Raw genomic sequence first — 23,336 nt, 5'->3', positions numbered from 1 at the left:
CGGAGACGATCACGGCCGGGCGATAGCCGCGCCGGCCGCGTCGAAGATATGCAAATGGTCGGGGGCGAAGCGGATCGCGACGGCATCGCCGCGGTCAAACCGCGACTGGCCATCCTGGCGCAGCGTGATCTGCGGCAGGCCGGGAGCCGTGGCATAGATGTAGGTCTCGCCGCCAAGCTGCTCGACGAGATCGACGGTTCCGGCGAGCATGCCTGTGTCGGGCGCGACGTCGATATGTTCGGGGCGGATGCCGAGCGTTACGCGCGCGCCGGCGGTGAGGCCGGAAGCGGCGCGGGGCAATGCGACGTCACGCTCGCCAACGCTCACGCTGAGCATGCCGTCATCGGACATCACGGTCGCGGGCAGGAAGTTCATGCGGGGAGAGCCGATGAAGCCCGCAACGAAGGCGTTCACGGGCCGGTTGTAGAGCTCGAGCGGCGTGCCGACCTGCTCGATCCGACCGGCGTTGAGCACCACGATCCGGTCTGCAAGCGTCATGGCTTCGACCTGATCGTGCGTGACATAGATCATGGTGCCGCCGATATTGGTATGCAGAGCGGCAAGTTCCTTGCGCGTCGCGACGCGGAGTTCAGCGTCGAGGTTCGACAGCGGCTCGTCGAACAGAAAAATCTTCGGATCGCGCACGATGGCCCGGCCGATGGCGACGCGCTGGCGCTGGCCGCCGGAGAGCGCCTTGGGTTTGCGGTCGAGATAGTCCGCAAGACGCAGCATGCCGGCGGCGCGAGCGACTCGCGCCTCGATCTCCGCCGGCTTCAGCCCCATGTTCTCGAGCGCAAAGGCCATGTTCCTGCGCACGCTCATATGCGGATAAAGGGCATAGGACTGGAACACCATGGCCAGCCCCCGCTCGGAGGCGGGCAGGTGGGTGACCCGCTCGCCGTCGATATGGACCTCGCCGCTCGTGACGTTTTCGAGGCCGGCGATGACACGCAGGAGCGTCGACTTTCCGCAGCCCGACGGGCCGACAAAGACGACGAACTCGCCATCCTTCACCGCGAGATCAATGCCGTGCAGCACGTCGATAGTGCCGAAGGATTTTCGCGCGGCCGTGAGTTTCAATTCAGCCATGGTTGATAGCCCGATCGGTCATTTCATCCCCGTCGAGCCGATGCCCGTCGTGATGAAACGCTGGAGGAACACGAAGACGAGGGCGACGGGAGCGAGCGTCACGACCGTCATCGCAAGGAGATAGTGCCACTGGGTCTGGAGTTCGCCCTGGAACGCATTGAGCGCGATCTGCAACGTGTAGACCTCGGTCTTGGTCAGAACCGCGAGCGGCCACAGGAATTCGTTCCAGCGCCACATGATCGAGAAGATCGCCAGAACTGCCAGCGCCGGCAGGGTCAGCGGCATGACGATGCGCCAGTAGATCTGCCACTCGGATGCCTTGTCCATGCGCGCAGCCTCGATCAGATCCTTCGGCAATGTCAGCATGTATTGCCGCAGCAGGAACACGCCCGTTGGCGTCGCGGCACCGGGCAGAATCACCGCCCAAAGCGAATTGGCGAGCCCGAGCTCGGTCACCACCAGATAGACCGGCACGAGAATGATGGTCATCGGGATCATCAGCGTCCCGATCACCGCCAGCGTAGCCGCCTGCTTGCCGGGGAACGCGTAGACAGCGAGTGCATAGGCAGCCATGGAGTTGATGAGCAGCGTGATCAGGGTCGCGACCACCGTCACGAAGACCGAATTGAACAGGAAGCGCAGGAAGGCGAAGCGCTGGAGCGGCTCGGTGTAGTTCTCCGTCGCGAGTGCGACGCGGCGCACCGGTTCGCGCTTGTCGATCGCCACGCGAAACTGCTTCGAGGGATCGGCCGGATCGACCATCTGGGCGACGAGCCCGATGCGCCGAACCTGCGCCAGCTCGCGGACCGAGCCGTCAGGAAGCGTCGTGCGGAAAAGCGGCAGCTTCTGGGGCTGACCGGGCACCGTCACTTCGACCTGCGCGAAGGGCAGCAGCGACGGCGGAAATTCCAGCAGCGCGCTCTGGGTCTTGAACGATGACAGCACCAGCCACAGCACCGGACCGAACATCAGCACGACGCCGAGCGCGAGATAGGCGTAGGCTGCGACGTCGGTCCAGTGCAGCGGCCGTCCGGGCCCGTTGCGACGTTGACCAAGCAAAACCGCAAGGCGCATGGCGGCTACCTCAGATCTCTTTGCGCCGCGCGGCGGCGAATTGCAGGAGCGTCAGGACGAAAAGGACGACGCCGAGCACGACGGACGCGGCGGCGGCGAGGCCGAAATTCTGCACCTGGCTGGCGAAGCCGGTCTCGTAGATGTACTGGACGATCATCAGCGTGGCCGTGCCGGGGCCGCCGCCGGTCAGCACGAAGACTTCGTCGAAGGTCTGCGCGCCCTTGATCAGCGCGAGCACGATCACGACGATCATGTTCGGCCACAGCAGCGGTAGCGTGATGTGTGTCAGCACGCGCCAGCGCGGGGTCGCGTCCATCTCCGCCGCCTCGTAGAGGTCCGCCGGGATCGCCTGGAGGCCGGCGAGCAGGATCAGCGTGTAGAAGCCCATGTGTGCCCACACGGATACGAACACCACCCAGAACATCGCCCAGCTCGGATCGACGAAGAACAGGATCTTCTGACCGCCGAGCGTGGTGATCGCGGCGTTGAGGAGCCCGTCGCGCTGCAGGATCCATTTCCAGATCAGCGCGACGACCACGGGCGATAGCAGAACCGGAAAGAAATAGACGGCACGGAAAAAGCCGCGGCCACGGATCTTCATGTTGAGGACCAGCGCAGTGACGAGCGAAAACGCCACCATTGCCGTCACCTGAAACACGATGAACTTCGCGGTATTGGCGACGCCGCGCCAGAAGTGGTCCTCGCGGCAGCTCGCCGGATCGAGATAGGAGCCGCAGTCGAGCAGATGGGCGAACTGCTCGCCGCCGACATAGGGGCGCTGCGAGGGAAACAGGGCGGTGCCACCGGTCACCGAGAACATGATGTTGATGCCGATCGGCAGGAACACGAAGAGGCCGAAGAATAGGAAGTTGGGCAGCAGGAACACATAGGCCATGCGCCGCGCGCCGATTATGCGCTGCAGCCATCGCATCGGTGGATCGAACAGACGCATCGCGACGTCCACCGGCAGGGCCGCGACGCGCCGGAATTCCGCGAGCGCTGCCGCGGCGATGCCGGGCTGTGGCACGGAGGCGGACGGAGTGTCCGACATCGGCGTGATCCTTCGATCCTGCGAACCGGTCGCCGTCACTTCTTGTTGCGCTCGGCGATCTGCTGCGCGACATCGGCGGTGATGCGCTTGTAGGCGTCTTCAAGCGTCGTTTCGCCGGAGACCGCCTGCCCGAGCCGACTGATGACGGCGTTGAAGATGATCCGGCTGTTGACGTAGCCCTGGGTCCGGTAGGCGAGCGGCGAAATCTGGGCCGCGCTTGCGGTGAAGACCTTCAGCGCTGCGGCGGCTTCCGGGCTGGCCGTCGGGTAGTCGATGCCTTTCTTCGCCAGACCGAGGTGGCCGGGCACGAACAGCGAGCGCGCATAGAACTCCGCCAGCACGGGTTCGCTCGCGAGATATTCCATCAGCCGCGCGACTTCCTGGGGATGCTGGGTCGTCTTGAAAGCCACGAGACCGGCGCCGCCCGGCATGCTGCTGCACCCGCCCGGTCCGCAGGGATTGGGGACCGCCACCCAGTCGAAGGCGTTGTCCACGGTCTTGGCGAATTGAGCGGTCTGCCACGATCCGGACAGGTACATCACGACCTGTGCGTTCTTGAACTCGTCGTTGGCGCCGCGATAGGCCGTGCCGGAGACCGAGCCCCACAGCTCCTTCGACATGACGCCGGACTTGTGCCAGTCGTAGACGAGCTGCGCCGCGCGCTTGAAGCCCTCGTCCACGACGTCCGGCTCGCCGTTCGCGTCGAAGACTTTGGTGCCTTGCGACACGGCAAGCGCATAGAAGCGATGGCCCGAGCGGTCGAGCGCGAGCGGGAACGGCGCCTGGACCTTGCCCGCGACCTCCTTCGCCGCCTTTGCCCAGTCCTCCCAGGTCGACTTCTCGCCCGGCATCGCGACCCCGGCCTGCTCGAACAGGGTCTTGTTGACGAAGGGACCAGTGACAGTGAGCTGGGTCATGAAGCCCGGAATGGCCTGCGAGTCTCCCGGCGGGCGCATCCATTCGAGGAAGGGGCCGAAGTTCGTTTCCCAGTAGCCGGGGTCCTTGAGAAAGGGGCGCATATCGAGCGCGTAACGCGACAGTCCGCCCATATCGACGATACGCGCCATGTCGGGACCCTGGCCGGAGGCCAGTTGCACGGGCAGATTCTCGTTGATCGCCTTGTAAGGCACCTGATCGAGAACGACGTCGATGTCCTTGTTCTGCTCGTGGAATCGCCGCAGCAGGTCGGCCATCACCTCGCCCTCGTTGCCGTCCGAGTACCAGGCCATGCGGAGCACGGTCGTCTCGGCCGACGCCGGCCCGCCGAAAACGGCGGCGGACAGAAGGGACAGCACAAGAGATGCGATAACGGGCTTGACGGCGCGCGCGATCATTTTTCCTCCGTGCTCGCCGGTCCAGTCGGACCGCGCGAGATAGGCGCCGCGGGCCCGTTCTCCGACGGATCCTCTGGCGCAGGTGTTCCTTCCGCATCGGCATCCGCTTGGCGTTGGATGCCGCTTTTCCAGGCGTCTTGGGGCGCGCTTTCCGCTGACACGGACAACAGGTGGCAGGGGCCGTCCCGAAAGCGCTTCCAAGAGCAAAATCACTTTGGCAAACGTTTGCCAATCTGTCAATCTGGGTTTAAATGCTATTGGCGAGTCTCGGAACGAGGCTCGACTGTGGCTATAGCTGCAATCGGACCAACCCCAGGGAGGCCGATGCCGGAAGACGTCTCACTTGCTACAGTCGCGGCCAGGGCCGGCGTCTCGGTGTCGACCGTATCGCGCATCGTCAACGGTGAGATGCGCCGCGCCTCTCCGGCTACGGTGGCGCGGGTGCTCGGCGCGATCGAGGCGGTAGGCTACCGGCCAAACCCGGTGGGACGGGCGCTCAAGAGCGGCCAAAGCCAGCTTGTTGCGATGATCGCGGCCAATCTCGACAATCCGGCCATGGCGACGATCGCAAGCTCCACCGAGGCCGCACTGCGCGAGGCCGGCTACGTGATGGTCCTGTGCGATACGCACGACCGCCCCGAGCTTCAGGACGAATATCTCTACGCGATGCGGGCCCAGATGGTGCGTGGCTATGTCCTCGTCGCGGCGGTGCCCAGCCCCGGGTTGAGCGAGCTTTCCGCGTCCGGTGCGCCGGCGGTGTTCGTGACCCGCCGGAATCCGACCGGCACTGGCCCGTTCGTCGGAATCGACGATTGCGCCGCGGGTGCGACCGTCGCCGACTATTTCGCCGATCTCGGACGGCGAGCCCCAGCCGTCGTTTTTCCTGTGCTGAGCTCGACTGCATCGCGGGACCGCGTGTCAGGATTTCTGGCCAGACTGCGGGAGCGTGGATGGTCCGACGAGGCGATCATCCGGGCCGGCGGGGAAGGACGATCGCATCTCCAGATCGGCTATGATGCCGGCGCGCGAATTTTCGCCGGCAGCGACACTCCGGACGCCATTCTCTGTGTGAGCGACCAAATCGCCTATGGCGTGAACCGGCGCGCGCTTGAACGCGGCCTGAAAATCCCCGGCGATTGCGATCTGGTCAGCATCGACGGCACGCCGCTCAACCAGTGGGTCGCACCCTGGTTGAAGTCGATCGAAATTCCCTACGCCGTCTACGGGGCGGAGATCGTCGCGGGCCTGCAATTGATCTGGCGAGGCGAATCTTTTGGCCAATGCCTGCTTCCCTACAAGTTCGGCTGATACCCGACCGTTCACAGGTATCCGGCTTGCGTCCCGATCGTCTCGCGTGCTGCGTCCGGGCCCTTCCTGGCACTCTGCTTGCTCAGTCCTGACCAAAACCAGGCCTCAGCAGGGAGGCCGTTTCAGGGTGAGGCAAGTGATGCAGGAAGTGTCCCGTTCTGGTGCTGTTGGAGAACTCCGGCTCGACGCGTTGATCGCCGATTTATGGTGGCGCGTTCGGCTGCTCAACACCGATATCCTCGATGAGGAGGCCCGCGCCGGGGTGTTCGACGCGCAGCAGCCGACTTATCCGCTGCTCGCAGCGAACCTTCGCGCGCGGCGCGACAATCTGGTCGCGACGATCGGCGTGCTCGAACAGCGTGCGAGATCAACGTCCGAAGCGGCTTGAGGCCGGACTCCGTGCGATGGACGGCGACCAAACGCCGCCATCGCGGACGGCGTCGAAATCGCCCGGCGAGAACTCGCGCGTAAATGCCCGTCTGGTAGAGCACTCGATCGAGCGATACGATCCGCGGCATGATGGCTGGGGGATTGCATGAATCGGCGAGACTTTCTGTGTGTGCTCGGGGGAGCGACAATGGCCTTGCCGCTAGCGGCAGTCGCTCAGCAGGCAAAGGTGCACGTCATTGGCATTCTTGCGCTGGGCAATCCGAACCCGGCGAATTTCCTGGCGGTAATTCGCGAGGAGCTTGCAAAGCTCGGATACGTCGACGGGCGCAATTGCCGATTCGAGGTGCGCAGCGCTCAGGGCAAGGCGGCTCAACTGCCGGCGCTTGCGTCGGAACTCGTCAAGTTTCCGGTTGATGTTCTGGTGACGTGGCAGACGCCGCCAACCTTCGCCGCCCGCGATGCCACCAAAGATGTCCCCATCGTGATGGTTGCGGTCGGCGATCCCGTCGCTACCGGCATCGTGGCTAGCCTCTCGCGGCCTGGCGGCAACATCACCGGCAACACGGCCATCGCGGCCGAAATCATGTCCAAGAACATGGAGCTCATTCGCGAAGCACTGCCGAAAGCCTCTCGCGTCGCGGCCTTCGCCAACACCGTCGACCCGTTCACCCCGCCGTACCTGCAGCACATTGAAGCTGCAGCGGACCGGCTCGGCATCACTATTGAACGCGTTATGGCGCGTCCGGCAGACGACGCTGATCCGTATTTTCAGTCCATGCGAGAGAAGCACGTTGATGCTGTCATCATTCAACCTACGCTATTGCGTCCTGGCATAGCCGATCTCGCATTGAAGCATCAGCTTCCCACGTTCTCGATGTCAGCAAACTTTCCGCTCTCGGGCGGGCTGATGGCCTATGGAGCAAACGGGCCGGCGCTAACAAGAGAGGGTGCGATCTACGTCGACAAGATATTGAAAGGCCAGCGCCCCTCGGACCTGCCGGTTGCGCAACCGACCAAATTCGACCTCGTCATCAACCTCAAGACGGCCAGGGCGCTTGGCGTGGAGGTGTCTCCCAATCTTGTCATACGCGCCGACGAGGTGATCGAGTAGCTCTACTTCTGCCGCGCTGCATGAGTCCGGTTTTGGCCCGGAGCCTTCGCCGCTATGTCGCTGGGCTCAATGTTGGTCGGCTTCTCGGCGCAGACCGGAAGCGGTGATCGGGAGCCTCTACGGCGCAAATTGACCCATTGCGGACTTCGCTGAGCAATCGACACACGTTGAGTCAAATTCTTAAGTCCTCCTAAGCGGACGCATGAGATATGCTATGTGGCAGGGAAGCAAACGTGGCCAGAATGTCTCGGCGGGATTTTCCAGCGACCAAGCCCTCGCTCGTGGAGAGGATGGACCTGTGGTTTTCGAAAGGCCACGTCGTGGACGGCATCTGGGTCGGGAGTTTTCCATCGGACGCCGAGCCAGCCATTCAACGCATTGAAGACGCGCTTCGGCTGATCGAAAGCTCTGCTCCGCTTCACTATCGGCGCATCAAGAACAACCTTGCTAGAATTTGGGTGCAGCTAGTTCCGCACGGAGCTGGCTGCTATCTGCACTCCTTGAACGCCTGCTTGCTAGATGCGCGTATCGTCAATTCTGAAACCACAACGGTCGAATGGATCGCATCCGTCATAGTTCACGAGGCAACCCATGCAAGGCTTGAGAAATTAGGTATCCGCTACCACGAAGCGGTCCGTCAACGCATCGAACGGATTTGTGCTCGAAGAGAACTCGATTTTGCTCGACATCTGTCAGGCGTCGACGCCTTGCAACAAGAGATCTTGTGGAGGCTCGACCAAGAAAATGCGTCTTATACTAACGAAAAGATGTGGGAGAAAACTGATCAGGGCAACGCGGAGATACTCCGCCATCTGGGAACGCCAGAATGGGTCATAATTCTAGTGTTTAGGGCGAGAAATCTAGTTAGTGGAATTCGCCGCTTCACCCGACGCATAGCCGGTGCTTCTGTTCAATGATCACGTAGCCCGGGATGACCGCTCTTGGCCCTTAACGGACATGGAGTCTCGCACGGTCATTGTCCGCTTTCGACGATAATGCTGCTCTGCTATTTCGTACTGGATATTCGAGTACACGAACCAGTTCTCGCTTTCCGGCTACAATGCATCCGTGATGTCGGGCGCGGTCTCGCCGGTGGAGGGGACAGCTATCGCCTTGCGCCGCGTCCGGGATTTGACAGCGCGCTCGCGCGTTCCCTGCTCGACTCTGGTGAGGAGGATCCTAAAGAGCCAGCTCGCTTGATCATTGCTAATGAAGGCTTGCGCTCCATAGCGTTCAATGCTGCGACAGATGGTTTGTAACGCGCGCGGCGCGACAATCTGGTCGCGACGATCGGCGTGCTCGAACAGCGTGCGAGATTGACGTCCGAGGCGGCTTGAGGGTGGTCTCGGCTCCTCACTAGCCCGAGCTCCCCGCCTTCCTCCCCCGCCCCAGCGCGAACTGACCAACCGGTCCCTCGACGTGGAATTCGAGCCCCGTCGTTTTCGCAAACAGGTCGATGTTGCCGGTGCCGATGGCGCAGCCGCCGAGGTCCATATCGGTCGCCGCCAGATAGAATGTCTGGATCAGGCAGCCGACGTCCTTCAGGATCAGCGAATACGCGATCGAGGAGTATTTCCAGGAGATCCGCCCGAAGCGCGCGGCGATCGTGATCAGGATTTGCGGCGGACCGGATGCGCCCATGGCAAACTCGGCGGCCACTAGAAGCGCCTGGAGTTGGTTTGCGGAGGCCTCGATCGCGACCAGTGCGTGGCCGCCGGCATCGTAGTGATAAAGCCCGCGCGCCAGCCCATCGCAGTTCGAGACCGCCAGGTACAACTCAAGCTCATACGCGCTGCCTGCGGCCGGATACGGTCTTGAGCTGTAGCTGACCTCAAGGCCACCGTCGAAATCTGCCTCGCTCTTCCATTCCGACAGCACGCGGGCCGTTGTGTCGAGAAACTGCGCGAGCTCGGTGAGCGTGATCGGATGCTGGCCGTCGAAATCCCGCGTCGAATGGCGCTCGCACAACAGTTTTGCGAAGGGCGATTTGAGCTCGGGCGCGGCGGGTTTGCCCAGCGCGATCGTCTTGCCCGGCCAGCGCGGGCGCACCGCGGGCAGCGGTGGAACAGCGCGCGCATGGAGGTACGCGCCGCCAACCGGATTGGCGTGCCGGCCCTCCGTGCTGCGCGTGTGAAACACGAGATCGTGGAAATCCCAGAGCACGAGATTGCGGTCGCCTTCGGTCACCCCACCGCCGTCTGCGCCATTCGCACCGAGCTTGATCAGCATCTCGCTGTCGAGCAGCAAGCCGAGCAGGTCGAGGTTCGGGGCAACCCCGTGCTTGCGAAGCCTGCTGATCTTTTGCGGCTGCGATAGGGCGGCCAGCGTGGCCGCGATGGCGGGATCGCAAATCCGGAACAGCGCGCCGGCGCGCGGCGATTCCAGCACCATCTCATTGCCGCGTCGGCGCAGATAGGCGAAGCGCGACAACACGATCGTATCGCTGCTCGATAGTTTGGCGCGCTGCGGCCAGTATTCGGATATCTGAGGTTTGATGATCACCAGGTCTTGCGCATCGCGGGGGGAGAACAGGCGGTAGTCGAGCAGCCCGTGCCGCGCCAGCCGCTGCACCAGACCATGAAGCTGCTTCGCGAGCAGGCTCTTTCCGGCCAGGGAGGCAAGCGGAAGGCCGGTGGCGAGATGCCTGGCACGGTCGATCGCCGCCGGGCTGAATTGTCCGAGGCTGACCGAATAATCGCTGGAGACAGCGGCAATACTTCCGTCGGCCTGCATTTGCAGGGAGAAACGGCCGTTCAATCGCGCGGCGATGATGGGTTCGCTTGTCCTCGTCGGCTTTTTCCGGGGCGTGCGCAACGAGGCCAGCCTTCAGGTGTGTGGCAGGAACGGCGTCAGCTCGCTTTCCAGGCGCGGGCGGTTCAACAGCCCAAGCTTCACCGGGACATCGTAAAGCCGGCCTGGCCCGAAGCGGCGATAAAAATGCCGCAAGCCCGGAACGAGCACTCTGACGACGGGGACCTCGACGTCGGGCCGCGTCTGGTCGAGCACGAGCAAATCATATCCTGCCCGGACCGCAATCTCGACGCAGGCATTGACCTGGGCGCGCGTGTTGTCGTGAACCCTAAGACCCGGCGCCGGCGGGAGAAGCGGATTGTCGTCGGGGATCAGGAACGGATAATCGTCCAGCCGCAGCGGCGTGACACCGTCAAGCGACGGTTTCTCGCCGCTTCCGCCGCCCATCATGCCAATCGACATGAACTGGGTCAGCTCGGTGAGGGACCGCAGCAGAGCGATGCGGCGATCGAAATGAGAGCCGGATCCGAACTCGATATTTTCGTGTCCGTTCTGCATCCAGTGCATGATCGCAACATAGGAGGGAATGCCGAGATCGCTGGTGATGTCGAGCACCCAGAGCCGGCGCCCCGCATCGGCAAACTGGCTCTGAAGATCCCGCACATAGGAATCCTCGAATTGCGAGAGGTCGAGCTCGGCGCGGCGCACGCGATTGTACCACCAGATCGCGTAGGCATCGCGTTCGACCAGTTCGAGGAAGCCCTGAACGATGGCCTCCTCGCGGGTGTTGCCGGCCGCGCATCCGTTGGAATCGGTGTGGAAGCCGCCATAGAAGAAATACAAAAGGCCGGTCGGAAGATATTTGAAACGCTTGTCGCGCAACGACCAGACCGGCGACCACTCGGTGCTGGTCGAGGGATCGAACGGCTCGGGGACGGGATGTGAATCGTCCGGCCGCGGGACATGCCTGTTTTGAAACTGCAGATCGCTGAAGAACTGGACGTCGTTGGGAAGCAGCGCGTCACCGGGCGCGAAATCGGCAAAGCGGCGCTTCGCCCTGATCTCGTCACCCTGGAAAATGCCGGAGTAACGCTCGATCGCCTCCATCAGCGCGCTGGCCTCGCCCTGCTCGGCCGTGGAGCCCTTGCCGAAACTGCCGCCGCTCAGGCCGGACCTGAGCTGGTCGACGTTCCAGGCTGGCGCAGAGAAATTGTGATGAGCGAAAAAATTCGTGTTCATCGGCAGATCGGCTTCGATCCGCTCGAGCCGCGACACCACGCCGGTCAGCGGACTGACGTGCTTGCGAAACCGTGCCACGGTGGCTCGCGACGTCACGGTGCGGTATCCACCGCTGGTCATGACGAGCTTTTGGCCCTCGGCAATCTCAATCGGCGCTGCGGCCCGTCGCGGATTCCGCAGCTTCTTGCTGCCGCAGACTGAGCATTGCGGGCGCTTCGCGACATAGTGCTTGGCGATGGCGGCCCCGGTCAGGTCGAAGCTTGCGATGTGATCGTTGAGATCGGTGCGGAATCCCGAGGCGATCGCCTTCGCGATTTCAACGGCAGCGAAGTGAATCGCGGTCTGTCCGACGGTGTCGTTAACCAGCGGCGATATGGCGACAGCTTGCGCCGCTCCGCGGTCGAGAAATCCCTTGATCTCGCGATTGCGGATCATGCGATCGTGCAGGCAGGTCCAGCAGGCGCTCTCGCCCGGCTTGAACACGGGTCCCACCAGCGGAAACACGCCGGACGGCTGGACCAGCAGCCAGGGCGTCCGGTCGGCCACGCGTTCTCTGTTCAACTCGGCGAGCCGCCGCTCGAGGTAATCGTTCACGAGCGTGATAATGAGCCTGGGCGATCGCTTGGTGATTTGAACCCCGAGCTTGCTCAACGCCGCACTCAGTTCGCTCGCGCCCTTGACGTCGATCGATTCCACCCGCACCGGCCAGTTGCGCAGGTTTTCCGCGGCGATCTCGGGAGGCAGGCCGAGGCTGGCCCAATATCCGTCAACGGCACTTGTGTGCGATGCTCCGGTGATGACGTAGCGGCGCTCGAGCAACCGCCTGATCGCTTCCTCGATCTCGGCTGTGGGAAAACTCTTCGAAAGTTGGCGGATGATCTCCGGCGCAGGCTTGCCGTTTTTTCCGATCGCGCTCGCCACGGCGCAATAGACATCGCCGTGCAGGAAGAACTTGCGGTTCTCCGAGTAGAGACAGACCACATTGGGAGGAAGCAGATAGGCGGTGAAGTTCGGCGCGAATCGCAAAATGCCCTTGCGGGTCTGTTTCGCAGCGCTGCTCTTTCGCTTGACTGTCATCGGGGCAGCACGTTGATCCTGTTCCCGTCATGTCCGATCGTTGGGGCACGACAAACGCCTGGGCGGCCCGACTTGTGCGCCGAGCACCACCGGATTTCTTAGCATGAGTTGGAACATACTCGCTCGCGATCGGCAAGTTGAGGCCCAGGCGACGCGAATGCCGTACGACAATAGAAAATTGGCCGGGTCGCTTGCGAGCCCGGCCAATGAAATTGCGACCTGTCGATACCCAGTCAGGGAGGGCTGTCTTTTAGCACCAGCGGCAGCGGCCCCATGATGCGCAGCAGCCCGTGCATGCCACCGGCACGCCGATCCAACCGACGCCACAACCGCCACAGCCACCGCAACCGACGCCACAGCGGCATCCTCGGCAGCCTGCGCAACCTCTGCAGCCACCGCAACCTCTGCAGCCGCCGCAACCTCTGCACCCGCCGCATCCTCGCGCAAGCAGCACGCCGCTCAAGGTTTTTTCATCGCTGGCGAGGTGGAAGGTGGCGAGGTTCACGTCGGCGAGTTCCTCCTCGCTGAGCGCACTGAACTGGCCGGGCGCGACGTTCAATCTTTGTGGGGGCTCGTCTGCCGGCACCGCGGATGCCATCGCGCTTCCCGTCAGCGAAATAGTCAGTCCGGCGAATCCGAGCGCCGGTATTGCAGCTTTGGTCATCCGCTTCTTGTTCGAAGCTTGCTTCGTCCGCTGCATGGCCGCATCCTCCATGTTGGAAGAACGATCTTCTACAATGATCCTACGCCGGGCAATCAAGCCGGGCAAGATTCACGTGGACACGAAATGGTATGGCGCTTCTTCAGGTTGCATTCATCTTCATGAACGACATCGCGCCAGATTCCTGTCGATGATGCCGAGCCGTGACGCATGATGCAGTGCGTAATCGTCCGTCCGCTCGAACGGGGAAGCTAGCTTGGCCGATCAGCTCGGACGCTTCGTTTGGTATGAGCTTCTGACGACGGACATGCCGTCGGCTGCTGCTTTTTACGCCGACGTCGTCGGCTGGGCTGCGAAAGATGCGTCGAGCCCCGAGCTGGCCTACACGCTGCTCACTGCAGGCAACGCGCCGGTCGTCGGTCTCATGAATCTCCCGGAAGAGGGCGTGCGAATGGGAGCAACGCCGAGATGGCTCGGCTATGTCGCCGTCGATGACATGGATGCGACGATCGCGCAGATCCGCCCGCTTGGGGGCGCGATCCTGGTCTCGCCGACCGACAGCAACATCGGCCGCATTGCAGTGGTCGCCGATCCGCAAGGCGCGACATTTGCGCTGGTCACCGGCCTGACATATGGCCAATCGCAACCGGGCGGAACCGACCGGCCCGGGCGCGTGGGCTGGCACGAACTGCTGGCTGAAGACCAACGCAGGATATTTCCATTTTATGGCGAACTTCTTGGTTGGCAAAAGCCGCCCGCTGGAACCGATCCGGCAAGCGTCTACGAATTGTTTTCCGTGGCCGGGCAGACGATCGGCGGCATGCTCACCAAGCTTCCGAGCGTATCGCAGGCGTGCTGGCTGCATTACTTCAATGTCGACGACGTCGGCGCGGCGGCCAGGCGGGTCAATGCCGGCGGAGGGCGGGTTCTCCAGGGACCGATCGAACTGCCCGATGATTGCTGGATCGTGCGGTGTGTCGATCCCCAAGGCGCCCTGTTTACGCTGCAGGGGGCGTGGGACCGGAAGGGCATCGGGCAATCCTCCACCTCGGAGGTCAGCTGGTCCGCCAAATGGAACGGCATTGCTTCACGGGGCAGAATGGTGCTTCCCACGACAAAGCGGTGAGCCGCGATATGTCGCGCGCACCATCACCCAATGATCCGCGCCTCACACCGGAAAGGTCAGCGACTTCGCCAGCCTGACCAGGTTGACCTGGCGGCGGCAGCCTGTCTTCTCGAACACATGAAGCAAATGGCTCTTCACGGTGGCGACGGACACGCCGAGCAGACCCGAGATCGCATCGCGGGTATGGCCCTCGCAAATGAGCTCGAAGATCCGAATCTCGGCCGGCGTCAAATCGTAGAGCTGGTTGAGGGCAACGTGAGACATCTGCGGCGGCCCCGAGGCTGACGCCACGAACAGAGCGGCAGCGGCTCTCTGGGCCAAGCGGGCTCGCATGGGGCCGCGTCGCAGCGGCAGAACGTGGATGATGAGCGGGCCGCCATTCGGGCGAAGGATCGGGATGCCGATGCCTTTTTGGCCGAGTGCCGCTTCGTCCTTTGCGGCCTGTGCGATGGCCGATTGCAATGAGGCGGTCGTCGGCGCCGACTGAACCGCGATCCGGCCATCTCGTTCCACGATGGGATCGCCGGCTTCGAGCATGGCGGCGGCTGCGGCGTTGGTGTGAACGATTTTCGAGTCGTCGTCCGCGAGGACGACGCCGACGGTCAGAGCCTCTACTGTCGCAGCGAATGTCGCGGCTTCCACCGTCTTCATGTCGAACAGATTGCTGATCGTCACGGCGCGGCGGATGTGCGGCGCGAGCAAGCGCAATCCACGGAGCTGGGCATCGTCGATCAGGCCGGCGGACTCGTGCTGGCTGAAGATCGCATTTCCGACCATCGTCCTGTCGCGCACGAGGCCGACGGCAACGGCGTCGAACAGGCCTTTGGGAAGGGCCCATTCGCGATAATATCGATTGCCGGAAATGATCTCTTGCCTGACGGCCTGGGATTGAACGATGGGTTCGCCGAGCGGGTATTGCTGGATGCGCTCGGCGCCGCCCCAGAGCTCGATGATGTCGGGCCCATAGCCGATCGCGTTCTGGGTCATCTGGGTCAGGTCGGAACCGGAGACCGCATTGACGACGGCCTTCATGTTGGTGAGGCTGGCAACCGAAAGCGAACCGGTGGCAAAGCCGAACTCCGTGCATATCTCGTCCAGAACTTCGGTCCAGCGTCCAGGTGCGATCACACAATCATAGATACCGCCGATGAGGTCTGAGAATTGTTCGACCGAAGCCTGCTGCATTCCAAACCACTCACTTGAAAATCGTCGCTTGAAAGTCACTTTGGGAACCGCATCATCCGCCGCTGGCGGGTGTCACAGCCCGTGAGGCAAGTCTCACTACCCAAGGTCTTAGCACCGTGAGTCCGCAACGCAATGGGAGCGCCGAACACAAACATTTTGGCGGCTGCGATGATTTCACGCGGATGGCTGGCCGCGCCGGCGCTGGCACTTGATTTGCACGCTGCCTGACTAAAACTGTGGCAGATGCGATGCGGTGCATGCAGGTGGCCTCGCCGTCGCCATGTTGACCATGGAGCGCAGCGTGGAGAAACGCGCAGGCAATTGTCCGGTTCCATTCCGCTCGATTCGTGCCGGCTTTGTGCTATTGCTGCTCCGCGCAACGATGCGAGGTCTCCATGCTCCCCATTCCCGCCGACATCTTCACCGAGCCCGAGGACGTCTCGCCCGACAGTCTCGCCAATCTCGGGCCGCTTCGCCGGCTCGCCGGCACCTGGCAGGCGAACAAGGGCATCGATATCAATCCGAAGGCGGAGGGGCCGGAGCGGCGCACTTTCATCGAGCATATCCGGATGGATCCGATCGATCCGCAGGCCAACGGGCCGCAGCTGTTCTATGGCTTGCGCTATCACATCCACATCAACACGCCCGAGGAAGACATCACTTTCCACGACCAGGTCGGCTACTGGCTCTGGGAGCCCGCGACCGGGCTGATCATGCAGACGCTGGCGATTCCGCGCGGGCAGGTGCTGCTGGCCTCCGGCCAGGCCAAACCCGATGACAAAAAAATCTCCGTCACGGCGAAGCGCGGCGACACCGATTACGGGATCTGCTCGACAGACTTCCTGGAACAAGCGTTCCGCACCGACAGTTACCGTTGCGACATCACCTTCAACGACGATGGCAGCTGGAGCTATCAGATCGAGACCGCGTTGTTCGTTCGCGGTGCGCCGTTCAATCATCATGATAGCAATACGCTTCTGCTGGTCGCGCCGCCAAAACTCAATCCGCTCGCGGTGATCGTGAACGATCGCGCCAGGAACGATAAGCCGGCCTGAGAAGCCGGTTCGGAGAATCTGCATGAAACCTTATGTCATCTGCCTGATGCATTCGAGCCTCGACGGCCGCACGCATCCGAGCCGCTGGCGTCCGAAGGGTGCCGGCACCGACTGGTTCGAAAAGATCCATGACGAGCTCGGCGGCGATGCCTGGATGATCGGCCGCGTCACCGGCTCCGAGTTCGCCAAAGGCAAGCCCTATCCCGCGACGTCGAGCGAGAAACTCCCGCGCGAAAACTGGTTCGCGCGGCGCGATGCGAAAACCTACGGCGTGGTGCTCGACGCGCACGGCAAGATCGGCTGGGGCCGCTCGGATATCGGCGGCGATCCGATCGTCGTGGCGCTCACCGAGAGCGTGCCGGATTCGCATCTGGCCGGCCTGCGCAGCGAGGGCGTGTCCTATATCTTCGCAGGACAAGCCGAGATCGACCTCGCATTGGCGGTCGAGATCCTCAATCGTGAGCTTGGCGTCAAGCGCCTGCTGGTGGAGGGCGGCGGCGTCGCCAATGGCGCGTTCCTGCGCGCCGGCCTGATCGACGAATTCAACCTGATCCTCAGCCCCGCGATCGACGGCGCCAGGGGTGCGCCCTTCGTGTTCGATTCGACCGAGGCGGACTCCGACAAGCGCGCGCCGCTCACTGCGATGACGCTGGAGAGCACGCGGCAGCTCGGCGGTGGCGTGCTGTTGCTGCGCTACTTGATCCGGAACGACGCCGCGGGCCAATAAGCAACGACAATGTCGGACATGTCGGAGCATATCGTCATCGTCGGCGCAGGCGCGGCCGGCCTGATGGCGGCCCGCGAGCTTGCGCGGGCGGGGAAACGGGTCACAATTCTGGAAGCGCGCGACCGCTGCGGCGGGCGCATCCATCCGTTATCGGCCTCGGAGTTCGGCTATCCCGCCGATGGCGGCGCCGAGTTCGTCCATGGTGAAGCGCCGGTCACGCGCAGCCTCGCGCGCGAGGCGGGGCTGTCGGTGCGGGCGATCGGCGGCGCGCAATGGAGCTTTGACGGAACGGAATTTTCGCGGGAGAGCCCGCGCGATCCCTATGACGAAAAGCTTCATGCCGCGCTGAGGGACCTGACGGAGGATCTCACCGTCGCCGATTTCCTGCGGCGGCATTTCGCCGGGCCGGAACACGCGCGCCTGCGGCACGCCGTCGAACGCATGGTCGAGGGCTACGATGCGGCCGACCCCGAGCGCGCCTCGACGCTGGCGCTGCGCGACGAATGGATGAATGACGGACACGCGACGCAAGCGCGCATCGACGGCGGCTATGGCGGCCTGAGCGATTTTTTGGCGGCCGAGTGCCGCAGGTCCGGCGCTGCGATTCGCCTCGGTGCGGTTGTCTCGGCGATCGAGGAGAATGATGGCAAGCTCGCCATCCGCTGCGCCGGCGGCGCGGTGCAGGTCTGCGATCGCGTGATCCTCACCGTGCCGCTGCCGCTCTTGCGTGGGATCGCGCTGCCTGCGGCCGCGCGCGCGCAGGCGGCAGCCGCCGACGATATCGGCTTCGGCAGTGTCATCAAAATCCTGCTGCGCTTCACGCGGCCATGGTGGCGCGAGCAGAGGGAAGAGCTCGCCGACATGCTGTTCCTGCTGTCGGACGAGACGATTCCGGTGTGGTGGACGCGGCAACCGGATCAGCATCCCGTGCTCACGGGATGGTTCGGTGGCCCGCGAACGGCGGAGCTGTCGCACCTCGATCCGCAAGGACTGATCGATGCCGGGATCGACTCCCTCGCAGTTATGTTCAGCCTCCCGCGCGCGGACATTGCGCGGGACCTCGTGGCGGCCGCAGCCGCCAACTGGGCGCATGATCCCTTTGCGCGCGGTGCCTATTCCTGGGCGACGCCGCAGACGCGGGCGGCGCAGGAGATTCTCGCGCGCGCCGATGGCCCCGTGCTGTTCTCCGGCGAGGCGCTCTATCGTGGCCGCGACATGGGAACGGTCGAAGCGGCACTTGCGAGCGGCCTGGCGACGGCTGGCCTCATCTTGCAGGGTTGAGAAAGAAGGCCCGCATCTCTGCGGGCCTTTGGGCTCACCAGCGATTGCCGGCGAGTGCGGGCGTCGAAACGACGCAGACCATCGCGCAATCGCGCTGGGATTTATTGTCGCACCGCTGCGAGCGCAGTGATCACCTCGCTCGTGGTCACGATACGGGCAAATTCGCCGTTCAGGTTCGACAGCGTCATCGCGTGAATGGACTCGGCCGAATGCGTGTCGCCGTCGGGGCCGACGCGATCGAACGTCCAGGTCGCGTCGCGCACGAGGGCCGCGTCGAAGCCGAGATTGCCGGCCATTCGCGTCGTCGTCTCCACGCAATGATTGGTGGTGGCGCCGCAGATCACGAGCGTCGCGATGTTGCTCGCACGCAGGCGCATCTCGAGGTCGGTGCCGATGAACGCGCTGTTGACGCGCTTGACGATCACGGGCTCGCCGTCCCGTTCGCGCGCCTCGTCCTTGACGGCGTAACCGGTGCGCGAGGGCAGAAACGTCGAGTTCGGCTTGGTGCCTTCGTGGCGGATATGGAAGATCGGCGCGCCGCGCGCCCTGAACGCCGCGAGCAGGTCAACGACGCGTGCCACCGCATCCGGATTATTGCGCCGCTTGCCCGCGGCCTCCCATTCGTCGAATGCGCGCTGGACGTCGACGACGATGAGGGCGGGGAGGGGATGCGTCATGGCGTGCGGATTCCGGAGTTTTGTGGAGTATGCGAGGCGATTGCGGGACCGGGCAATGCCGATTTTCCCTCGTTTCGGGACGGCGCAAGGCGATTCCCGTAGGGTGGGCAAAGCGAAGCGTGCCCACCAATTCACACGACGGGATCAAGATGGTGGGCACGGCGCTTCGCGCCTTTGCCCACCCTACGAAGAACGCAGAGCTGCGCCTCTCACGGATGCGGATCGGGAAAGCCGCGGCGCTCGGACAGCGCGGCGAGGATGGCGTCGTTGTCGGCGATGAAGGCGCGGCCCCGATGGCGGCCGGTCTGGTGCGGCGAGGTCGCGCCGTCTGCCAGCACGAGCAGCGGCAACGACTGGTTCTCCTCGCCGACCAGCGCGATCACGGCCTGCCGCGGCCTGGGCCAGGCGACGCGCTCGACGTCGAGCCGCTCAGCCAGCGCCGGAAACGAGGCGAGCACGCCTTCGATCAGCGCGCAATGCCAGCAATAGAAGCGCCGGCCCGGATAGGCCGGATCCTCGAAATCGGGGCGCAGCAGAAACAGCCGATCGCGCGTCATGGGTCGCTCCGAAGCATGGCCGCTTTGTTGCGGATCAAAGCGGCAAGGACTGGCCGGCCTAATGTCGAGTCCCCAGATCAATTGGGAATCGAGATATCGCGAAAGGACGCCATGCCGGGGCCGATCAGTCAACCGAAGACGCTTGCAGGAGTGAGGACGTTGCCGGAACTCTTGCGCTGGCGCGTCGACGCGACGCCGCTGGCAGAAGCCTATCGGCATTTCGACGCGGCAGCGGGGCGGTGGATCAGCCAGTCCTGGCTGGAGATCAACGCGGAATTCGAGATCTGGCGGCGGGCGCTCGCTGCGGAAAGTATTGCGCCCGGCGAGCGCGTCGCGATCCTGATGCCGAACGGCACTGCGCACATCGCGATGGACCAGGCGGCGCTGTCGCGCGGCCTCGTGCCGGTGCCGATGCATGCGGTCGACAACCCCGACAGCATTGCCTACATTCTCGCCGATTCAGGCGCGCTGCTCCTGTTCGTCGATACGATGGAGCGTTGGCAGGCGATTGTTGCGACCGGCCAGCCGCTCGACCGTCTCAGGCGGATCGTCTGTGCGGATACGAGCGGACCGGCTGCGGCGGATGCGCGCGTCGTCGCGCTCGACCGCTGGCTTGCCGCCGCGCCCGGCGCGGACGCGCCGATGCCCGATGTCGCGGTCAAGCCGGACGATCTTGCCGCCATCGTCTACACGTCCGGTACGACCGGACGGCCGAAGGGCGTGATGTTGTCGCATGGCAACGTGGTCGCCAACGTCAAGGCGGTCGCGCAGCGCATCGCGGCCGCGCCGGATGACCTCTTTCTGTCTTTCCTGCCGCTCTCGCACACGTTCGAGCGCACCGGCGGTTACTACTATCCGATTGCGGCCGGCGCATGCGTTGCCTATGCGCGCTCGGTGCCGCTGTTGTCGGAGGATTTGAAGCATGTTCGGCCGACGGTCCTGGTCTCGGTGCCGCGGATCTACGAGCGCATCTCGGCACTGATCATGCAGCACCGCGCGTCCGCCGGAGGTGTCGAGCGTGCTCTGCTCGACCTCACGCTCGCCGTCGGCGGCCGGCGTTTCGATGCGCGCCAGAGGCGCGTCGCGCCGTCGCTGGCCGATCGCCTGGCCTGGCCGCTGTTGAAGCGTCTCGTCGCCGACAAGGTGCTGGCGCAGCTCGGCGGTCGTCTGCGGGTTGCCGTCTCCGGTGGCGCGCCGATCGCGGAGCCGGTTATCCGCCTGTTTCTCGCGCTTGGGCTCGACATCCTCCAGGGTTACGGCATGACCGAGACCTCACCGGTGGTTTCCGTCAACACCATTGCGGACAACGATCCGCGTTCGGTCGGTCATGTCCTCGACGGTGTCGAGGTCAGGTTGGGCGAGAACGATGAACTGCTCGTGCGCGGGCCAAGCGTGATGCTGGGCTATTGGAACAGGCCCGAGGAGACGCGGCGCGTGAAAGAGGCTGACGGCTGGCTGCATACCGGCGACCAGGCGCGCGTCGAGAACGGTCGCATCACCATCACCGGCCGCATCAAGGACATCATCGTCACCTCGACGGGCGAGAAGATTGCGCCGGTGGATCTGGAGACCGCGATTCTCGCCGATCCCCTGTTCGAGCAGGCGCTGGTGGTCGGCGAGCAGCGCCCCTTCCTCGCGGCGTTGGTCGTGCTGGATGCAAAGGCGTGGGTGCAGGAAAAGGATCGGCTCGCGGCGAGCGGCAAGCAAGGCGGTGCGGCGGAGCGGGCCGCTCTGCTCGCTCGAATCGCGGCGGCCGTGAAGGCCTATCCGTCCTATGCGACGCCACGCGCGGTATGGTGGACGCTGGACCCCTGGACAATTGGTGCGGGGCTGCTCACGCCGACGCTGAAGAACAAGCGCCCGGCGCTTGAACGCCGCTTCGCCGCCGAGATCGAGCAGATCTACGCGAAGAAACCGCCATCGATTCACGAGCGGCGCGGCTGATCAGGGGACGGGCCGTTGCAAGTTCGGCTCAAGTCAACGTGATGCCCGCGTTTGCCGCGCTTGATCCAGCGCAACTTCTGCCGTCGCGTGCCGATGCAATGTCGTGCCGAAATTTAGACTGCAATCGAGGCAAGGCATGAAGGCATATTTCATCGGCGGCGGCATCGGATCGCTCGCGGGCGCGGCGTTCCTGATTCGCGACGCAAAGCTGCCCGGGCGCGACATCATGATCTACGAGGCACAGCCACTGGTCGGCGGCAGCCTCGACGGTGCGCTGCTTGCGAACGGCGCCTATTCGCTGCGCGGCGGGCGCATGCTCACCACCGACCATTACGAATGCACCTGGGACCTGCTGTCGGACATTCCCTCGCTCGAACGTCCGGGCCACAGCGTGCGCGACGAAACCGCGGCCTTCAACGCCGAGAACCCCGCGCATTCCCGCGCGCGCCTGGTCGATCGCAATCGGTTCAAGGTCGATGTCTCGCATATGGGCTTCTCCGCCCGTGACCGGCTCGAGCTGCTAAGGCTCACGGAGGCGTCCGAGGAGACGCTGGGCGCGAGTCGAATCACCGACTGGCTGTCGCCGGGATTCTTCGAATCCAATTTCTGGTACATGTGGCAGACCACCTTCGCCTTCCAGCCCTGGCACAGCGCGGTCGAGCTGAAGCGCTATCTGCACCGTTTCATGAACGAATTCCCGCGCATCGAGACGCTCGCGGGCGTCAAGCGCACCGTCTATAATCAGTATGACGCTATCGTGCGGCCGCTCGAGGACTGGCTAAAGCGGCAGGGCGTGCAGTTCGTGCGTGGGACGCGCGTGACCGACATGGCGTTCGAGACCGATGGCGGCAAGCTGCGGGTGCGCCAGCTGATGCTCGATCGCGACGGCCGCATCGCCAATGTCCGGCTGGAGGATGGCGATCTCGTGTTCTTCCAGAACGCCTCGATGACGGACGCCTCGAGCCTGGGCACCATGACCGAGCCGGCGCCCTGCCTGACCAAGGCGGACAGCCAGGGTTGGGCCCTCTGGGAGCTGATCGCCAAGGGACGTCCCGAATTCGGCAATCCGTCCGCGTTCAACGCCTCGATTCCCGAATCGTACTGGCTGTCTTTCACCGTCACGTGCCGCGATCCGCGCTTCTTCGACCGGATGGAGGCGTTCTCCGGCAACAGGGCCGGCACCGGCGGCCTGGTGACGTTCAAGGATTCCAACTGGCTGATGTCGGTCGTGCTGTATCACCAGCCGCATTTCGCCGGCCAGCCGACGAACGTCCAGGTGTTCTGGGGCTACGCCCTGCATCCCGATCGCGTCGGCAATTTCGTCGCCAAGCCGATGTCGGATTGCGGCGGCGCCGACATCCTGAGGGAGCTCTGCGGCCATCTGAATTTCGACCGCGCCGTTTTCGACGACGCAGTCTGCATTCCCTGCCGCATGCCCTACATCACCAGCATGTTCATGCCGCGCAACGCAACCGACCGGCCGGTGCCGGTGCCGGCGAATTCGGTGAACCTCGCTTTCGTCAGCCAGTTCGTCGAGATTCCGGACGACGTCGTCTTCACCGTCGAATATTCGGTGCGCGCCGCGCAGACGGCGGTCTATCAGCTGATGAAGATCGACCGCCCGGTGCCGGCAGTCACCCGCCACGACAAATCGCTCGCCGTGATCTTCGCGACGCTGGAGAAGGCGTTTGCGTGATTG

The 23,336-nt window shown here is 63.8% G+C and carries 20 protein-coding genes; 11 read left to right on the top strand and 9 right to left on the bottom strand.

Going from position 1 to position 23,336, the window contains the following annotated elements; all coding sequences use genetic code 11:
* Positions 1–9 precede the first annotated feature (9 nt).
* Genes ACP2YP_RS36770 through ACP2YP_RS36755 form a run of 4 tightly spaced genes read right to left on the bottom strand, consistent with a single transcriptional unit; the run spans position 10 to position 4,548 of the window.
* A complete protein-coding gene (locus tag ACP2YP_RS36770) occupies positions 10–1,089 on the bottom strand; it encodes an ABC transporter ATP-binding protein (protein WP_426421187.1) in 1,080 nt (359 codons plus the stop codon).
* Positions 1,090–1,107: 18 nt separating this feature from the next.
* A complete protein-coding gene (locus ACP2YP_RS36765; RefSeq protein WP_426421186.1) occupies positions 1,108–2,163 on the bottom strand; it encodes a carbohydrate ABC transporter permease in 1,056 nt (351 codons plus the stop codon).
* Positions 2,164–2,173: 10 nt separating this feature from the next.
* On the bottom strand, positions 2,174–3,214 hold the full coding sequence (locus ACP2YP_RS36760) for a carbohydrate ABC transporter permease (RefSeq protein WP_426421185.1): 1,041 nt from the start codon (positions 3,212–3,214) through the stop codon (positions 2,174–2,176).
* 35 nt (positions 3,215–3,249) lie between these two features.
* Positions 3,250–4,548 (bottom strand): ABC transporter substrate-binding protein, encoded by a 1,299-nt coding sequence (locus ACP2YP_RS36755; protein WP_426421184.1) that lies wholly within the window; start codon positions 4,546–4,548, stop codon positions 3,250–3,252.
* Between the two features lie 324 nt (positions 4,549–4,872).
* On the opposite strand from ACP2YP_RS36755, the gene ACP2YP_RS36750 reads away from it, so the two are divergent.
* From ACP2YP_RS36750 to ACP2YP_RS36735, 4 genes are all read left to right on the top strand, one after another.
* Positions 4,873–5,856 carry a LacI family DNA-binding transcriptional regulator gene (locus ACP2YP_RS36750; protein ID WP_426421183.1) on the top strand — a complete coding sequence of 328 codons (984 nt, stop codon included), beginning with the start codon at positions 4,873–4,875 and terminating at the stop codon, positions 5,854–5,856.
* A gap of 139 nt (positions 5,857–5,995) precedes the next feature.
* Positions 5,996–6,244: a hypothetical protein gene (locus tag ACP2YP_RS36745; RefSeq protein WP_426426402.1), complete on the top strand. Its 249-nt coding sequence runs from the start codon at positions 5,996–5,998 to the stop codon at positions 6,242–6,244.
* Between the two features lie 189 nt (positions 6,245–6,433).
* The gene (locus ACP2YP_RS36740; protein WP_426421182.1) at positions 6,434–7,357 is read left to right on the top strand and encodes an ABC transporter substrate-binding protein; all 924 of its coding nucleotides are present in this window, start codon (positions 6,434–6,436) and stop codon (positions 7,355–7,357) included.
* A gap of 290 nt (positions 7,358–7,647) precedes the next feature.
* The gene (locus tag ACP2YP_RS36735) at positions 7,648–8,274 is read left to right on the top strand and encodes a hypothetical protein (RefSeq protein ID WP_426421181.1); all 627 of its coding nucleotides are present in this window, start codon (positions 7,648–7,650) and stop codon (positions 8,272–8,274) included.
* 439 nt (positions 8,275–8,713) lie between these two features.
* Here ACP2YP_RS36735 and ACP2YP_RS36730 read toward each other — a convergent pair whose 3' ends face one another.
* Both ACP2YP_RS36730 and ACP2YP_RS36725 read right to left on the bottom strand, forming a co-directional pair.
* Positions 8,714–10,090 carry a SagB/ThcOx family dehydrogenase gene (locus ACP2YP_RS36730; protein WP_426426401.1) on the bottom strand — a complete coding sequence of 459 codons (1,377 nt, stop codon included), beginning with the start codon at positions 10,088–10,090 and terminating at the stop codon, positions 8,714–8,716.
* Between the two features lie 93 nt (positions 10,091–10,183).
* Positions 10,184–12,424 carry a TOMM precursor leader peptide-binding protein gene (locus ACP2YP_RS36725; RefSeq protein ID WP_426421180.1) on the bottom strand — a complete coding sequence of 747 codons (2,241 nt, stop codon included), beginning with the start codon at positions 12,422–12,424 and terminating at the stop codon, positions 10,184–10,186.
* A gap of 491 nt (positions 12,425–12,915) precedes the next feature.
* Here ACP2YP_RS36725 and ACP2YP_RS36720 point away from each other — a divergent pair, with 491 nt between their 5' ends.
* Together ACP2YP_RS36720 and ACP2YP_RS36715 are read left to right on the top strand one after the other, a co-directional pair.
* A complete protein-coding gene (locus tag ACP2YP_RS36720) occupies positions 12,916–13,299 on the top strand; it encodes a hypothetical protein (protein ID WP_426421179.1) in 384 nt (127 codons plus the stop codon).
* Positions 13,300–13,341: 42 nt separating this feature from the next.
* Entirely contained in the window at positions 13,342–14,211 is an 870-nt protein-coding gene (locus ACP2YP_RS36715; protein WP_426421178.1) for a VOC family protein, read from the top strand.
* A gap of 42 nt (positions 14,212–14,253) precedes the next feature.
* Here the strand turns inward: ACP2YP_RS36715 and ACP2YP_RS36710 are convergent, their stop codons facing one another.
* The gene (locus ACP2YP_RS36710) at positions 14,254–15,396 is read right to left on the bottom strand and encodes a helix-turn-helix transcriptional regulator (RefSeq protein ID WP_426421177.1); all 1,143 of its coding nucleotides are present in this window, start codon (positions 15,394–15,396) and stop codon (positions 14,254–14,256) included.
* Between the two features lie 395 nt (positions 15,397–15,791).
* Here ACP2YP_RS36710 and ACP2YP_RS36705 point away from each other — a divergent pair, with 395 nt between their 5' ends.
* From ACP2YP_RS36705 to ACP2YP_RS36695, 3 genes are read left to right on the top strand one after another with little or no spacing between them, the layout of a single operon-like run.
* Positions 15,792–16,451 carry an FABP family protein gene (locus ACP2YP_RS36705; RefSeq protein WP_426421176.1) on the top strand — a complete coding sequence of 220 codons (660 nt, stop codon included), beginning with the start codon at positions 15,792–15,794 and terminating at the stop codon, positions 16,449–16,451.
* Positions 16,452–16,473: 22 nt separating this feature from the next.
* Positions 16,474–17,178, top strand: coding sequence for a RibD family protein (locus tag ACP2YP_RS36700; protein ID WP_426421175.1), 705 nt, complete (start codon positions 16,474–16,476; stop codon positions 17,176–17,178).
* Between the two features lie 9 nt (positions 17,179–17,187).
* Entirely contained in the window at positions 17,188–18,459 is a 1,272-nt protein-coding gene (locus ACP2YP_RS36695) for a flavin monoamine oxidase family protein (RefSeq protein ID WP_426421174.1), read from the top strand.
* A gap of 101 nt (positions 18,460–18,560) precedes the next feature.
* On the opposite strand, the gene ACP2YP_RS36690 is transcribed toward ACP2YP_RS36695, so the two are convergent.
* Both ACP2YP_RS36690 and ACP2YP_RS36685 read right to left on the bottom strand, forming a co-directional pair.
* Positions 18,561–19,136, bottom strand: coding sequence for a cysteine hydrolase family protein (locus tag ACP2YP_RS36690; RefSeq protein WP_426421173.1), 576 nt, complete (start codon positions 19,134–19,136; stop codon positions 18,561–18,563).
* 209 nt (positions 19,137–19,345) lie between these two features.
* Positions 19,346–19,693 (bottom strand): DUF3088 domain-containing protein, encoded by a 348-nt coding sequence (locus ACP2YP_RS36685; protein ID WP_426421172.1) that lies wholly within the window; start codon positions 19,691–19,693, stop codon positions 19,346–19,348.
* 111 nt (positions 19,694–19,804) lie between these two features.
* Here ACP2YP_RS36685 and ACP2YP_RS36680 point away from each other — a divergent pair, with 111 nt between their 5' ends.
* Both ACP2YP_RS36680 and ACP2YP_RS36675 read left to right on the top strand, forming a co-directional pair.
* Positions 19,805–21,637, top strand: coding sequence for an AMP-dependent synthetase/ligase (locus ACP2YP_RS36680; protein WP_426421171.1), 1,833 nt, complete (start codon positions 19,805–19,807; stop codon positions 21,635–21,637).
* A 136-nt stretch (positions 21,638–21,773) separates the two neighbouring features.
* Entirely contained in the window at positions 21,774–23,333 is a 1,560-nt protein-coding gene (locus tag ACP2YP_RS36675) for an oleate hydratase (protein ID WP_426421170.1), read from the top strand.
* Positions 23,334–23,336: the final 3 nt, after the last annotated feature.

Origin of the sequence: Bradyrhizobium genosp. A, assembly GCF_049949275.1 — a bacterium.
Classification (GTDB): domain Bacteria; phylum Pseudomonadota; class Alphaproteobacteria; order Rhizobiales; family Xanthobacteraceae; genus Bradyrhizobium.
Note: the sequence above shows the minus strand (reverse complement) of the source record. Positions and strands in the feature narration are given on the sequence as shown.

Coding starts and splice junctions, on each gene's coding strand:
- ACP2YP_RS36770 (WP_426421187.1), bottom strand. CDS start 1,089: ATGGCTGAATTGAAACTCACGGCCGCGCGAAAATCCTTCGGCACTATC.
- ACP2YP_RS36725 (WP_426421180.1), bottom strand. CDS start 12,424: ATGACAGTCAAGCGAAAGAGCAGCGCTGCGAAACAGACCCGCAAGGGC.
- ACP2YP_RS36745 (WP_426426402.1), top strand. CDS start 5,996: ATGCAGGAAGTGTCCCGTTCTGGTGCTGTTGGAGAACTCCGGCTCGAC.
- ACP2YP_RS36730 (WP_426426401.1), bottom strand. CDS start 10,090: ATGCAGGCCGACGGAAGTATTGCCGCTGTCTCCAGCGATTATTCGGTC.
- ACP2YP_RS36680 (WP_426421171.1), top strand. CDS start 19,805: ATGCCGGGGCCGATCAGTCAACCGAAGACGCTTGCAGGAGTGAGGACG.
- ACP2YP_RS36750 (WP_426421183.1), top strand. CDS start 4,873: ATGCCGGAAGACGTCTCACTTGCTACAGTCGCGGCCAGGGCCGGCGTC.
- ACP2YP_RS36740 (WP_426421182.1), top strand. CDS start 6,434: ATGGCCTTGCCGCTAGCGGCAGTCGCTCAGCAGGCAAAGGTGCACGTC.
- ACP2YP_RS36685 (WP_426421172.1), bottom strand. CDS start 19,693: ATGACGCGCGATCGGCTGTTTCTGCTGCGCCCCGATTTCGAGGATCCG.
- ACP2YP_RS36700 (WP_426421175.1), top strand. CDS start 16,474: ATGAAACCTTATGTCATCTGCCTGATGCATTCGAGCCTCGACGGCCGC.
- ACP2YP_RS36710 (WP_426421177.1), bottom strand. CDS start 15,396: ATGCAGCAGGCTTCGGTCGAACAATTCTCAGACCTCATCGGCGGTATC.
- ACP2YP_RS36755 (WP_426421184.1), bottom strand. CDS start 4,548: ATGATCGCGCGCGCCGTCAAGCCCGTTATCGCATCTCTTGTGCTGTCC.
- ACP2YP_RS36705 (WP_426421176.1), top strand. CDS start 15,792: ATGCTCCCCATTCCCGCCGACATCTTCACCGAGCCCGAGGACGTCTCG.
- ACP2YP_RS36690 (WP_426421173.1), bottom strand. CDS start 19,136: ATGACGCATCCCCTCCCCGCCCTCATCGTCGTCGACGTCCAGCGCGCA.
- ACP2YP_RS36765 (WP_426421186.1), bottom strand. CDS start 2,163: ATGCGCCTTGCGGTTTTGCTTGGTCAACGTCGCAACGGGCCCGGACGG.
- ACP2YP_RS36735 (WP_426421181.1), top strand. CDS start 7,648: ATGGACCTGTGGTTTTCGAAAGGCCACGTCGTGGACGGCATCTGGGTC.
- ACP2YP_RS36760 (WP_426421185.1), bottom strand. CDS start 3,214: ATGTCGGACACTCCGTCCGCCTCCGTGCCACAGCCCGGCATCGCCGCG.
- ACP2YP_RS36695 (WP_426421174.1), top strand. CDS start 17,188: ATGTCGGACATGTCGGAGCATATCGTCATCGTCGGCGCAGGCGCGGCC.
- ACP2YP_RS36675 (WP_426421170.1), top strand. CDS start 21,774: ATGAAGGCATATTTCATCGGCGGCGGCATCGGATCGCTCGCGGGCGCG.